The following is a 13,123-nucleotide window of genomic DNA, read 5'->3' on the forward strand; positions in this document are numbered from 1 at the left end:
CCACATGTGCCCCTTGCGCCGCGGCGTCCAGAAAGACTTGTTTTGACACAATTTACCGACCTCGGCCTCGCCGAGCAGCTGCTCAAGGCGCTCGCGGCCGAAGGTTACACCACGCCCACGCCGATTCAGGCGCAGGCGATTCCCCCGATTCTCCAGGGTCGCGACCTCCTCGGCGCCGCGCAGACCGGAACCGGCAAGACGGCGGCCTTCGCGCTGCCGCTGCTGCACCGTCTGCTCAACCAGCCGCGCCGGATGCAGCCGCGCTCGGTGCGCGCGCTGATTCTCTCGCCGACCCGCGAACTCGCGGCGCAGATCGAGACCTCGATCCGCGCCTACGCCAACTTCACCACGGTGAAGTCGACCGTCGTCTTCGGCGGCGTGCCTGTCGGCAAGCAGATCCGCGCGCTCGGCCAGCATGTCGACATCCTCGTCGCGACGCCCGGCCGCCTGCTCGATCTCGTCGATCAGCGCGCCGTCTCGCTGCGTGAGATCGAATATCTCGTCCTCGACGAGGCCGACCAGATGCTCGATCTGGGCTTCATCCACGCGCTGCGCCGGATCGCCACCCTGATCCCGGCCAAGCGCCAGACGCTGCTGTTCTCGGCGACCATGCCCAAGCCGATCCGCGATATCGCGGGCGCCTACCTCACCGATCCGGTCGAGGTTTCGGTCGCGCCCGTCGCGACCACGGCCGAGAAGATCGACCAGCGCGTCATCTTCACCGAGGCCGGCCACAAGCCGACGCTGCTGGCGAAGACGCTCAGCGTTCCCGAAATGGAGCGCGCCATCGTCTTCACCCGCACCAAGCACGGCGCCGACAAGGTCGTCCGCCAGCTCGAGGTTGCCGGCATCAAGTCGGCCGCGATCCACGGCAACAAGAGCCAGGGCCAGCGCGAGCGGGCTCTCGGTTCTTTCCGTGACGGCGAATTGCGGATCCTGGTCGCGACCGACATCGCCGCGCGCGGCATCGACGTCGACGGCATCAGCCATGTCGTGAATTTCGACCTGCCGAACGTGGCCGAGACCTATGTCCACCGCATCGGCCGCACCGCGCGCGCCGGCGCGTCGGGCGTCGCGATCGCCTTCTGCACGCCGGAAGAGCGCGGCGATCTCGCCGCGATCGAGAAGCTGACCCGCGTCGCCATCACCCCGATCGGCGAGGTTCCCTATTGGGACGGCCGCACGCCGAAGAAGCCGGCCCAGAACCAGGGTCGCGGCGGACGCGGCGGACAGAATGGCGGCGGCGGACGCGACCATGGCCGGCCCTCGGGCCAGCGCCAGGGCGCCAAGCCTTCCCATGCGGGCAACTCTGCTCATGCTGCCAAGCCTTCCCATGCCGGCCAGCGCCAGGAGCCGCGCAGCGATGCGGCGCGGACTGACGCGCCGCGCAACGATCGGCCGCAGCAGCGCAGCGAACAGCCTGCGCAGCGAAAAGACGGTGGTTCCGCCAAGGAAGGGCTTGGCGGCGTCGCGTTCTTGCAGCAAAGAACAGATCAACGACGCACCAACGGCGCCCGGCGACGCGCGAACTGACGCGCAAACAGCCAGAGCAGGGTGGGGCGGCCTGACGGGCCGCCCATGACCCAGCGCCTACGGGCACACGAAGGACGACAGTATGGCTAAAGAAGAACTGCTCGAATTCGACGGAACGGTGGTCGAAGTGCTGCCCGACGGCAATTATCGGGTGAAGCTCGACAACGAACACGTGATCCTGGCTTATGCGGCCGGCAAGATGAAGAAGAACCGCATCCGCACCATCGCGGGCGACCGCGTCGTGGTCGAGATGTCGCCTTACGATCTTGACCGCGGCCGCATCAACTTCCGCCAGAAGACGGCCGGCCCCGGTCCGGGCGCTCCGCCGCGCAATCAGAACTTCCGTCGGCGCTGACCGGGCACGATGCGCTTCACGCGGGTCGAATTCGTCTTCATCGCTCTCGGCGCGGCGCTCGGCGCCATCGTCGCATTCGCTGCCAAGGCGGGCTGGGTCGGGGCGTCCTCGCCCCTCCCGCCTTTCGTCCTTGTGCTGCTGGGCTTAGGCGTCGTCGAACTCGGCGTCGGTCTGGCGACCAGGAGCTCGCCAGGAAGCCTGATCGCCATGCCCGCGCGCATGCTGGCCTTCGTGGTCGGCGTCGGCGTGCTGGCCCTGCTCAATGGCGGGCTGGGCTGAGCGGGCGCCGTCTTCCGGGGCTGCGCAGGAGCCGAAGAGCCCGGAACCCATGACCACTGAAGCTATCCAGAAGGCGCTGCGACCGCGGCGCCTTTTTTGCGTTCAGGGATCGCCTATGCTCGGAAACACCGCGTCATCCCGGACAAGCGGCGAAGCCGCGCAGATCCGGGATCCTTCATAGGCTATGCACGGCGCCCTATGATGGATCCCGGCGCTCCGCTTCGCTACGGCCGGGATGACGGCGCGGTTCCGAGCATCAATCGCCTTGCTCCAGCTCCAGCGGATCACGACGCAACGCTCCCGCTCCGCGCATCATCCGCACAAAAAAAGACCCCGGCCGGGGCCGGGGCTTTGAAGTGGTCTTTTCCGTGATGAAGAAGTCTACCTAGAACCTAAAAAACTCAGTAGCCGGCGCGCTCCCAGCGCTGTGAGCCGGGGCTCACCATGACATTGCGCTGCCGGGTCGCGTATTGCGCGGGCCGCGTCTCATGGACGACCTGCGTCGGCCGCACCATCACCTTGCGCTGGCGCTGGGTGTAGACGGCGGGGATGGTCTCGTAATCGATGGTGGGAGGCGTAACCTCGACGGTGCGCTGCTGGTAGCCATATTGCGCGGGAACCTCGACCCAGCAGCCCGTGGTATTGCCATAGGCGTCGCGGGTCACTTCCCAGCGCCTGCTGGCGGGCGAGATCATCACCTTCTCGGAGACGCTGTGATACTGCGCCGGGCGATGATGCGGGATCTGGCGGGGCGGTGCGATCATCACCGTCTCGGTGACATAGTCATACTGCGCCGGGACGACGCGCGACTGGGTCTGCTCCGGGCGGATGAGCTGGGTCTCGCTGACCGTGTCGTAGACCGGCGGCGTCTGCACGAGGTTGTAGCAGGCCGAACCGCGGCAGGAGGGCGCCGGGCGGCAGGAATAGCCGGCGCAATCGCCCGCCTGGGCGGCTTGCGCGCCGAGCAGCAGAAGCGCGCTGAATGCCGAAGTGACGAAAACCTGACGCATCTATTCGAACCCACCAGCCCTGCGGCATCACCGTGCCGCTTGTGGGATCAGAAAGCCTGCTGAGCGTGATGAACGCAAGGTAAACGCTCAAACAAGGTAAAATTAACCAAGCCGGACAGGCCGGCTGCGTTCATGGGTGTTGAAATGGCGTGAAGCGGATCGCTCGAATGCGCGGCAATTCCGGCGTGCCTGTGGATAGCGCGGGCGCTTGGACCAGGCCATCCGAGAGCCGAAGTGCGTCATGGTCGGGCTTGACCGATGATCTAATCATGCACGGCTCTCCCTTTGCGGGCGAAGGTGATGCGAGACGCTGGGCGAGCGGCGCGCTCTTCCCTTCTCCCCTCGCGGGAGAAGGTGGCTCGGCGCAGCCGAGACGGATGAGGGGGCGCTGTGAGCTCACCATCTGGCGGAACACGACGCCAACCGGAAAGGGCACGGCGCCCCCTCATCCGGCGCTGCGCGCCACCTTCTCCCGCCAGGGGAGAAGGGGCCCCGCGCCTGTCCCATCCCTCACCGCCCGCTGGAAGGCCTGCAATGAACCGAGCTTTTCGATCGAGCGCTCGCGGCGAACCGATCGTCGTGAGGCGGGCCCGAGAATGACGTCCTGCAATGAATTCCGGGAAAAGGCAGCGCTCAGATGCCGGTTGCGACGCTCAAGCCGAGCCGTCAAACGCGGCCGGTACGAAGTGCGCGTGCCCAATCGGTGCGCGCTCGCGCCTCGGCAAGCAGAGCCTGTTTTTCCCAATCATACGCAACGGAGATGAAGGCGGCCCGCCAGCGCTGCGGATGCTTTTCGATGATCGCGTATCGTGCATGGGGCGAACCCGCTTCGTTGCGATGCCTGCAAGGCTGCGCTTCTTCGTAGGCTTGCAGGCCGACACTGCCCGGATTCACGACGAGGCGGCCATCGGCCAGATTTATTTCACGCGCGAGATGCGTATGCCCGCACAGGATGACTGCTGCGTCGACGCCGGAAAGTCTGTCTTCGACTTCCGCAGGCGTAGCTGCACGACAGCCCTGCGGCTCGACCGTTTCCAGGAGGTAGGCCAGATCACTCGCAGGCGTTCCGTGCAGCAGGAGGACGCCGTCATCGAGCCTGAGCTGTTCGGGCATGTTCGCGATCCAGGCCAGCTGTTGGCTGGTCAGCACGTTCTTGGCCAGGGCGTCGGATGGACCCATCTGCGCTGTAGCAAGTGTCAAGAGCTGCCGCTCATGGTTGCCGCGCACTGTCGGAAAGCCGAGCGGCATGAGCCTCTCGGCGGTCTCTCGTGGATAGAGCGGGCCCGAAACGATATCACCAAGGTTGACGATCAGGTCGCAGTTACGGTCAGCAATATCCGACAAGACCGCATCCAGCGCCGCTATGTTGCTGTGAATATCCGCGATGACGGCGATACGATATAAATGTCCGGGCACGACCTCGACCTCAAATCAATTGCAGCCGCGACGAAAATCGATGGCGCTGTAGTTTGAGGCAATACAAAATCCGGAACCTCTAGCCGATTGCAGCAAGAAACGTAAATCGGCCTGAATGCAAAATTCGTGAGCTAAGGGCATATCCGTGCAAGAGCGCCGCGATATCGGCCAGTTGCGGGTTCCGGGGGAGACGATGACAACGTTCGTGCTGATCCACGCAGCATTCCACGGCGATTGGATCTGGCGTCGCGTCTCGGATCGCCTCGTCTCGATGGGGCACAAGGCGGTCGCTCCATGCCTTGCCGCCGGTCGGGCCGGACATGGCGCAACATTGTCGTCGCATGTCGCCGAGCTTCTCGCTCTGCTATCGCATCTCGGACAAGGCCGGGTGGTCCTTGTCGCGAACAGCTATGGCGGCCTCGTCGCGACGGCAGCCGCAGCACGAATGCCGGCACGGATAGCAGGCTTGGTCTACATCGACGCCGTGCTCCCCGAGCACGGAAAATCGATGCTCGAAACCATTCCCGCTGCGTTCCGCAACGAGTATCGCGCCCGCCGCTCCATGGAAGGCGGCCTGCCTGTCATCTTGCCCGCGCCGGATCGTATCTCGGGTTTGCGGAACGCGGGTGATCGATCGTTCGTGGCCGGCAGAATGTCGCCTCAGTCGTTCGCGAGCTTCGATGAGCCTGCCGACCTCGTCACGCGCAGCGACGCCCTTGCGAGCGTTCCGCGCCACTATATCCATTGCTCGGCACATTCGATTGGCGCCTCGGCCCCTCTCTATGCGCATTTTGCGCGGCGCGCGGCCACCAGTCGCGGCTGGTTCTGCCGCGATCTGCCACTTGGTTTCTACGGCATGCTCAGTTCGCCAGGCAGCATGGCCGAGGCCATCGTCGAAGCCGCCCACGGCGCCAGCGGCGGATTGTCGGCCCATTGCCTGCGGCGCGTGCTGGATGCGGTTGATGCTGGTGATGCCAGATCGATCTCCGTGGCGGAACTGGCCGGGATCGCTGGATTGAGCACCTGGCATTTCGCGCGGTGCTTCAAGCAGAGCATGGGCATTCCACCCCACGCCTATCTGGCGACGCGGCGGATCGAGAAAGCGGCTCGCCTGCTGCACCAAGGTGATCTGATGCTGGGCGAGGTTGCCCGGCTGAGCGGGTTCAGCAGCGCCAGCCGGTTCGCGACCGCTTTTCGCGAGGCGACGGGGTTGGCCCCGCACGCCTTTCGGACGCTGCGAATGCCCTGAAGCGCGCTGTTCTGATTCTGAAACGCACCGTCATCCCGTGATCGCCATGGCCGTCAGAGAGCGGCGTTCATGGCTATCGAGGTGGCGCGAAACATGTCGCTCGAATGCGCGGCAATTCCGGCTTGCCTGTGCCCGGGATGGCGGGCAAGGGTTAAGTCTGCCCAGGCCGCAGCTGATAAAAAACGTGCTGGCCGATCGTGTCCATCTTCTTCAGTTTTTTCGCCCAGTAAGGCCTGACATAGTTGGCGTGGTAATGCGTGGAGCCGCCGACCTCGGGCAGATAGGTCGTGCCTTCATAGACCTCGCGGGCGATGCGGACCGCGTCGTGCCAGGGCGCGGGCTCGGTGATGCGCAGCGATTTGCCCTCGCAGGCGAAGGTGAACTGGCAAGCGAGGTAGCGGCTGGCGTTCTGGTAGACGACGCCGCAGACATTGTCGGGATAAAGCCCGCTCTTGACCCGATTGAGCACGACCTGCGCCACGGCGGCGCGGCCCTCATTCGATTCCGAGCGCGCCTCGAAATAGACCGCCTCCGCCAGGCAGCGCTGCTGGCGCGCCATGTCCGTGCTGGCGATCAGGCCGGCATAGCTGATCTGCGGGCCGGCATCGCCCTTGCTCTTGGCGCTGGTCGCACTGCTCGTCGCAGCTGGTGCCTTGACGACGAGGTTGGGCCGCGTCAGCGCCGCAGGCGGCGTGGGTGTGACCGGCGTGGCGAGCGTCGCGACATTGTAATGCACTGATGGCGTCGAGGAACTGCTGGCGGCTCTTCCCGGCACGGACGGCGTCGAGCCGTCGATGCTTTCCAGATGCAATTCGGCCTGGCGCGGCGAGGTGATCAGGCGGTGCTGCGAGCTCGGTGAGGCATCCGCCATCGCCGGGTCGGTCAGCCCTTCCTCGTTCGCCGACGGCTCGAAACCGATCTGCGGCCCGTCGACGGCTTCCGCCGCACGCTGGGCGTCGAGCGAGAAGCCGCCCGAGATCAAGCGGGGCTGGGTGTCGCCGAAGACGACGCGTTCGAGCTCGCCCGCCGGCAGCGCCGAGAGGCCAGGCCGCAGGCCGGGCAGCGGGTCGCCCTTGGCGGTGCGGTCGACCTCCGGGAAGCCCGAGACCGAGTGTTTCATGTCGTCGCGCGGCTGGCGCGGATCGATCGCGACGAGTCGTTCGGGATCGTCGAAGGAGAGATGCGCCTGCCGGATCGCCGAGGACAGGGCAAGGCCGGGCAGCCGGAAGGCGCTGCCCGCGACAAGCAGTGAGGGGCCTTCCTCGAGCGCCGAATCGAAAGCGGGCGCGGCGCGCTGGATCGATGAATAGGGCAGGGAGTCGGGGCCGTAATTCTGGCCGGCCGAGGCGGTGAAGGAGACCAGAACGCCGGCCGAAAGCGCCCATGGCGCTACCGTGGCCAGGGCCCATTTCACCCCGAGCGAACCGATCCGCCTCGTACGCCTGCGCAAACGCACCTGACCTGCTACTCCACACGACCCGGACAACAGCGCGCATTCGCGCCATGCCGTTATCGCCCCGGTAGGGTTGAGCAGCGGTTAATGAGAGCCGCAGTGTTTGGATTTTGCCGGTTCGCCCATGATCTTGCCGGCTCGCTTATGCAAGGCTGTGATGCGCAACGCCACGAAAAGGCGTTGTTGCGCCGCGCGGATCGGCGATATCGTGCAGCCACACGATCAATATGCGCTCGTTCGCAGAGACCGCCGGAGACCGACCATGAGTGCAGCCCCCGCGCGCAGCTACGCTCCGGAGGTCATCGTCGCCGCCGGCTGCCTGATCGCCCTGATCACCTTCGGCCCGCGCGCCAGCGCTGGCCTGTTCCAGATCCCGATGACGCTGGAATTTGGCTGGGGCCGCGACACTTTCAGCATCGCGATCGCGATCCAGAACCTGCTCTGGGGCCTGGGCGCCCCCTTCGCCGGGGCGGTGGCGGACCGTTTCGGCACCGTGCGCGTGCTCTGCTTCGGCGCCGTGCTCTACGCGCTCGGCCTCGTCGTAATGGCCTATGCCGCCACGCCGCTGACCCTGCATCTGGGCGCCGGCGTGCTGATCGGCTTTGGCCTCTCGGCCTGCTCCTTCAACCTCGTGCTCGCCGCCTTCGGCAAGCTCCTGCCGGAATCCTGGCGGCCGATGGCGTTTGGCGCCGGCACGGCGGCTGGCTCCTTCGGCCAGTTCCTGTTCCCGCCGATCGGCAACATCCTGATCGAGCAGATCGGCTGGCATCAGGCGCTCGTCGTCTTCGCCGGCTCGGTTTTGCTGGTGATGCCCTTCGCCTTCATGTTGGCGACGCGCAAGGACGGCGTGACCCAGCCCAGCGCAACCGCGAACCTGCCGGGACAGTCGATCAAGCAGGCGCTGACGGAGGCCTTCAAGCACCGCTCCTATGTGCTGCTCGTGCTCGGCTTCTTCACCTGCGGCTTCCAGCTCGCCTTCATCACCGCCCATATGCCGGCCTATCTCAAGGATGTCGGCATGGCGGCCTGGGTCGGCGGCTGGACGCTGGCCGTGATCGGGCTCGCCAATGCGGTCGGCTCGCTCTGTTCGGGCTGGCTCTCGACGCGCATGCCCAAGCGCCATCTGCTGGCCTGGATCTATCTCGGCCGTTCGGTCGCGATCGCCGCCTTCATCCTGCTGCCACCGAGCCCCGCGACAGCGCTGGCTTTCGGCGCCGTCATCGGCCTGTTCTGGCTCTCCACGATCCCGCCGACCTCCTCGCTGGTGATGCTGATGTTCGGCACGAAATACATGGCGATGCTCTATGGCTTCGCCTTCTTCTCGCATCAGGTCGGCGGCTTCCTCGGCGTGCTGCTCGGCGGGTTCCTTTATGAGGCGACCGGCTCCTACCAGATCGTCTGGTGGCTCTCGATCGCGCTCGGCATCGCTTCGGCGCTGATCAACCTGCCGATCATCGAAAAGGCCGTCGAGCGGCCGCTGGCGCAGCCGGCCTGAGATCGAGGGGGTCTCGGAACCTCAGCCGTCATTCCGGGGCGCCGCGCAGCGGCGAGCCCGGAACCCAGAACCGCAGGTGGTTACGACTAAGCGCGGCCGATGACGGTGCTCGATTCCCAGGTGCATCGGTTCTGGGTTCCGGGCTCAGGCCTGCGGCCTGCCCCGGAATGACAGGGGAGGGGCGATTGGAGCCTTCCAATGCCGGCTGACGAAAGACGCACACGCCCCACGCTTGCGGCGTGGGGCGCAACGGGTCATTCATCTCCCAAAATTGGGCCACCACCTCAGCCCTCATCCTGAGGAGCCGCGAAGCGGCGTCTCGAAGGATAATCCAGGAGGCTCAGAGACCGCTGGAGCATCCTTCGAGACGCGCGCAATTGCGCGCTCCTCAGGATGAGGGCTGTGGGGAGGCCTCTGTCGATTGGAGGAGACGCCGCATGTCCACGTTCAAGGCCCTTGTCGCGACCAAGGGCGAGACCGGCCCCAACCTCGCCTTCACCGATTTCGCCGAGAGCGATCTGATGGAGGGCGATGTCACCGTCCGCGTCACCCATTCCACGGTGAACTACAAGGACGGCCTCGCCATCACCGGCAAGGCCCCGGTGGTGCGGCGCTGGCCGATGATCCCCGGCATCGACTTTTCCGGCCGGGTCGAGACCTCCGACCATCCCGATTTCAAGCCTGGCGACCTCGTCATCCTGAATGGCTGGGGCACAGGCGAGACGCATCTGGGCGCCTATGCCCAGAAGAGCCGGGTGAAGGGCGATTGGCTGGTGCCGCTCCCGGCCGGCATGAATCCGGGCGAGGCGATGGCGATCGGCACCGCCGGCTACACCGCGATGCTCTGCGTGCTGGCGCTGGAGAGGCATGGCCTGAAGCCGGCCGACGGTCCGGTCGTGGTGACGGGCGCTGCCGGTGGCGTCGGCTCGGTCGCGACCGCGCTGCTTGCCAAGGCGGGCTGGCATGTCGTCGCCTCGACGGGCAGGCCCGAGGAGGCGGATTATCTGAAGAGCCTGGGCGCCGCCGAGATCATCGACCGCAACGAACTCTCCGCGCCCGGCCGCCCGCTCGGCAAGGAGCGCTGGATCGCCGGTGTCGACGCGGTCGGCTCGCACACGCTCGCCAATCTGCTGTCGATGACCAGATATGGCGGCGCCATCGCCGCTTGCGGCCTGGCGCAGGGCATGGACCTGCCGACATCCGTCATGCCCTTCATCCTGCGCGGCGTCGCTTTGCTCGGCGTTGATTCGGTGATGTGCCCGAAACCGCGCCGGCTCGAAGCCTGGGCCAGGCTCGCGACCGACCTCGACCGCGACGCGCTGGCGAAGATCACCACCACAATCCCGCTGGAGAGCGTGATCGAAACGGGCAAGGCGATCATCGAGGGCAAGGTACGCGGGCGGGTCGTCGTCGAGATCGGGTGAGCCCGGCTTAGCCCAGCGCCGCCGCCGCGCGCCGTGCAATCTCCTCGCGGGCGTTCTGGAATTTGGCGGAGTCCTGCGTCACGGCGGCGATCAATTCACTGGATGCGCTCGCCGGCGAGCCGCCGGGGAAGGGTGGCCGCGGGTCGTATTCCATCTGGAGCTGGACCTTGCGGGCGCGCTCCTCGCCGAAGATGTCGGCCATCAGGCTGAGCGCGAAATCGATCCCCGAGGTCACGCCCGCGCCGGTGACGCGGTTGCGGTCGGCGACGACGCGCTCCGCCACCGGTTCGACGCCGAACAAGGCGAGCTGCGGCAGCGAGAGCCAGTGGCAGGTGGCGCGGTAGCCCTTGAGCAGGCCGGCCGCGCCCAGGACCAGCGAGCCGGTGCAGACGGAGGTGACATAGCGCGCCGACGAAGCCTGCCGCCGCAGGAAGGCGAGCGTCGCCTCATCCTCCATCAGCGCGGCCTGGCCGGGGCCGCCGGGCACGAACAGGATGTCGGCCTGCGGGCAGGCCGCGAAGGTCGTGCTCGGCAGGATCGCCAGGCCGCCGCCGTCCCTGACCGGCTCCGCCGTCTTCCAGACCAGATGCAGATCGAGCTCGCGGAAACGGGCGAAGACCTCGAAGGGGCCGGTCAGATCGAGCTGGGTCAAGCGGGGATAGAGCAGCATCACGACATGCATGGGCCGTCTCCGGAAGGGGATGAGAGGGCCCAGGCGCGCGGCAGCGAGGCTCGCGCTTCCCGGTGGTGATCCACCTTGCAGCGCCAGTCGCGCGAGCGACGCCAAGCTAAAACGGCCAGCGATCGGGTGCAAACGAAACCGGCTCCTCAGCCCGTCCCCTCGATCAGCCCGCGCTTCTTCGCCAATTCGTTGCCGCAGAAATCCATGAAGGCGCGCACCCTTGGCGCGTGCCGGATGTCGGGATGGGTCAGGATCCACAGGCCTGTCGAGAATTCCGGGTCGGGCGGCATCAAGCGGACGAGGCCCGGCCGCTGGTCGGCGATGAAGCAGGGCAGGGGGCCGATGCCGAAGCCCTGCTCGACCGCCTCGGTCATGCCCAGCACGGCCGAGCTCTTCAGCGCGATCCGCTCGGGTGCGACCCGCTCGCGGACATAGCGGGCGGCCTTGACATAGCCGAGCTGGTCGCCGAGCGCGACCCAGTCGCGCTGATACAGCGCTTTCGGATCGGCCTGCTCGGCCGGCGTCAGCCCGTCTCCGGCGCGGCCGTAGATCGCCCAGTTCAGGGTCGCGAGCCGGCGTCCGACCAGGGTCTCGCCCGGCGAGTCATTGGCACGGATCGCAACATCGGCATCGCGCTTCGACAGGTTCAGCGTCTGGTTGCCGATGACGACGTCGAGGCGGATCAAGGGATGCGCCTGGCGGAAGGCGGCGAAGATCGGCAGCAGGACGTTGAGATAAAGCGTGTCGGTCGTGGTCACGCGCACTTCGCCGGAGGGCGCGACATCGCGCCCGGCCAGGCGCAGGCCGAAGGCGGTGACGTCCTCGTCCATGCGGTTCGCCAGCGACGCCATCTCGGTGCCGGCGACGGTCGCGACATAGCCGGTCTTGCGGCGCTCGAACAAAGGCAGGCCGAGCTGCTCCTCGATCTGGCCGAGACGGCGGAAGACCGTGGAGTGGTTGACGCCGAGCGCGTTCGCCGCGCCGGTCAGCCCGTCATGGTCGGCGATCGCCTTGATCAGGCGGAAATCGTCCCAGGCGAGATTGGAGTTCATTGGTGGCCTGTCCCATCGTCGAGTGGACCCAAGCCGATGTCTTGCAGCATTGCAAGATAGCGCTTGCCGATGTCAGCGCGGCGCGGCGGCTCGCCGAAGGCGGTCATTGATCGCCTCGCCCAGCCCATGCAGCGGGATCGGCGCTATCGCGATGGTCGCCGGCGCGGCCATGTCGAGCTGGCGCAGATAGCCGAAGAGATTGGCTGCAGCCTCCATGAGATCGCCCGCCGGGCTGAGATTGAGCTGGAGCGTCGCAGGCGACAGCGTGGTCGGTTCAGGCCCGAAGCCGAGCCAGGCCTCGCCGTCACGCGGCCTTTCCGCGTCGAGCCTGACGCCGGCTGCGGGGGCATAATGCGAGGCCAGCAGACCCGGCGAGATCGGCGCGGCGCCCGATTCGCCGGCGAGCACGAGCGAGCGCCCGATCACACCCTCGATCGCGGCGCTCGGCACGCCGCCGGGGCGCAGCAGGCGCGGCGCGCCATCGAGGCAGGCGACGATCGTCGATTCGATGCCGACTCTGGTCGGGCCGGCATCGAGCACCGCATCGATGCGCCCGTCGAGATCGGCCAGTACATGCGCGGCGCTGGTGGCGCTGACCCGGCCGGAGCGGTTGGCGGAGGGGGCGGCGATGGGCCGCCCCGCCGCTTGCAGGACCGCCCGCGCGATCGGGTGCGACGGCACGCGCAGCGCCACCGTCGCGAGCCCCGCCCGCGCCAGCTCGCTGACGGTGCAGCCGCTCGAGACCGGCACCACCAGCGTCAAGGGCCCCGGCCAGAAGGCGCGTGCCAGGGCGAGCGCGTTGGCGTCGAACAGGCCCTGCCGCTGGGCAGCAGCGAGGTCGGGCAGATGCGCGATCAGCGGGTTGAAGCTCGGCCGCTCCTTGGCCGCGTAGATGCCGGCAACCGCCGCGCCCGAGGTTGCGTCCGCTGCCAGCCCGTAGACCGTCTCCGTCGGCAGCGCCACGAGCTTGCCCGCGCGCAGCAATGCGGCGGCGGCGGCGATGCCGGCCTCGCTGTCGTCCAGCCGCTGCGTGACACGTTGATCGGGCACGATTGACCTCTAATGGTTTATATATAAACTATATTCGCAGCAGGCTGCGGGCGCGACCGCATGACGAAGGTCGCGCGTGGCGTCGGGGATAGTTCCTCGCTAACATCGCGGCAACGTCAAAAGCA

General features: G+C 66.9%; 12 protein-coding genes and 1 riboswitch. Of the genes, 6 read left to right on the forward strand and 6 right to left on the reverse strand.

Annotation, left to right across the window (positions count from 1 at the left end; genetic code table 11):
* Window positions 1-42: 42 nt before the first annotated feature.
* From ACSQ3P_RS24170 to ACSQ3P_RS24180, 3 genes are all read left to right on the forward strand, one after another.
* Entirely contained in the window at window positions 43-1,533 is a 1,491-nt protein-coding gene (locus ACSQ3P_RS24170; RefSeq protein ID WP_436168006.1) for a DEAD/DEAH box helicase, read from the forward strand.
* 82 nt (window positions 1,534-1,615) lie between these two features.
* Window positions 1,616-1,888 (forward strand): translation initiation factor IF-1, encoded by a 273-nt coding sequence (infA, locus tag ACSQ3P_RS24175; RefSeq protein WP_069690262.1) that lies wholly within the window; start codon window positions 1,616-1,618, stop codon window positions 1,886-1,888.
* 9 nt (window positions 1,889-1,897) lie between these two features.
* A complete protein-coding gene (locus ACSQ3P_RS24180; RefSeq protein ID WP_103720293.1) occupies window positions 1,898-2,167 on the forward strand; it encodes a hypothetical protein in 270 nt (89 codons plus the stop codon).
* A gap of 401 nt (window positions 2,168-2,568) precedes the next feature.
* On the opposite strand, the gene ACSQ3P_RS24185 is transcribed toward ACSQ3P_RS24180, so the two are convergent.
* Together ACSQ3P_RS24185 and ACSQ3P_RS24190 are read right to left on the reverse strand one after the other, a co-directional pair.
* Window positions 2,569-3,177 (reverse strand): hypothetical protein, encoded by a 609-nt coding sequence (locus ACSQ3P_RS24185; protein WP_436168007.1) that lies wholly within the window; start codon window positions 3,175-3,177, stop codon window positions 2,569-2,571.
* 666 nt (window positions 3,178-3,843) lie between these two features.
* Window positions 3,844-4,593 carry a metallophosphoesterase family protein gene (locus ACSQ3P_RS24190; RefSeq protein WP_436168008.1) on the reverse strand — a complete coding sequence of 250 codons (750 nt, stop codon included), beginning with the start codon at window positions 4,591-4,593 and terminating at the stop codon, window positions 3,844-3,846.
* Between the two features lie 193 nt (window positions 4,594-4,786).
* Here ACSQ3P_RS24190 and ACSQ3P_RS24195 point away from each other — a divergent pair, with 193 nt between their 5' ends.
* A complete protein-coding gene (locus ACSQ3P_RS24195) occupies window positions 4,787-5,842 on the forward strand; it encodes an alpha/beta fold hydrolase (protein ID WP_436168009.1) in 1,056 nt (351 codons plus the stop codon).
* A gap of 151 nt (window positions 5,843-5,993) precedes the next feature.
* Here ACSQ3P_RS24195 and ACSQ3P_RS24200 read toward each other — a convergent pair whose 3' ends face one another.
* The gene (locus tag ACSQ3P_RS24200) at window positions 5,994-7,298 is read right to left on the reverse strand and encodes a cell wall hydrolase (protein ID WP_436168010.1); all 1,305 of its coding nucleotides are present in this window, start codon (window positions 7,296-7,298) and stop codon (window positions 5,994-5,996) included.
* A gap of 259 nt (window positions 7,299-7,557) precedes the next feature.
* Here ACSQ3P_RS24200 and ACSQ3P_RS24205 point away from each other — a divergent pair, with 259 nt between their 5' ends.
* Together ACSQ3P_RS24205 and acuI are read left to right on the forward strand one after the other, a co-directional pair.
* On the forward strand, window positions 7,558-8,790 hold the full coding sequence (locus ACSQ3P_RS24205; RefSeq protein WP_436168011.1) for an MFS transporter: 1,233 nt from the start codon (window positions 7,558-7,560) through the stop codon (window positions 8,788-8,790).
* A 437-nt stretch (window positions 8,791-9,227) separates the two neighbouring features.
* A complete protein-coding gene (acuI, locus tag ACSQ3P_RS24210; protein ID WP_436168012.1) occupies window positions 9,228-10,214 on the forward strand; it encodes an acrylyl-CoA reductase (NADPH) in 987 nt (328 codons plus the stop codon).
* A gap of 7 nt (window positions 10,215-10,221) precedes the next feature.
* On the opposite strand, the gene ACSQ3P_RS24215 is transcribed toward acuI, so the two are convergent.
* The 3 genes from ACSQ3P_RS24215 to ACSQ3P_RS24225 all read right to left on the reverse strand — a co-directional run bounded on the left by ACSQ3P_RS24215 (window position 10,222) and on the right by ACSQ3P_RS24225 (window position 12,998).
* The gene (locus tag ACSQ3P_RS24215; protein WP_436168013.1) at window positions 10,222-10,896 is read right to left on the reverse strand and encodes a DJ-1/PfpI family protein; all 675 of its coding nucleotides are present in this window, start codon (window positions 10,894-10,896) and stop codon (window positions 10,222-10,224) included.
* 20 nt (window positions 10,897-10,916) lie between these two features.
* Window positions 10,917-10,997, reverse strand: a riboswitch (ZMP/ZTP riboswitch).
* A 45-nt stretch (window positions 10,998-11,042) separates the two neighbouring features.
* Window positions 11,043-11,948 carry a LysR family transcriptional regulator gene (locus ACSQ3P_RS24220; RefSeq protein ID WP_436168014.1) on the reverse strand — a complete coding sequence of 302 codons (906 nt, stop codon included), beginning with the start codon at window positions 11,946-11,948 and terminating at the stop codon, window positions 11,043-11,045.
* Between the two features lie 72 nt (window positions 11,949-12,020).
* Window positions 12,021-12,998: an L-threonylcarbamoyladenylate synthase gene (locus tag ACSQ3P_RS24225; RefSeq protein WP_436168015.1), complete on the reverse strand. Its 978-nt coding sequence runs from the start codon at window positions 12,996-12,998 to the stop codon at window positions 12,021-12,023.
* Between the last annotated feature and the right edge of the window lie 125 nt (window positions 12,999-13,123).

It is taken from the genome of Allobosea sp. LjRoot9 (assembly GCF_964252745.1).
Lineage (GTDB): Bacteria > Pseudomonadota > Alphaproteobacteria > Rhizobiales > Beijerinckiaceae > Allobosea.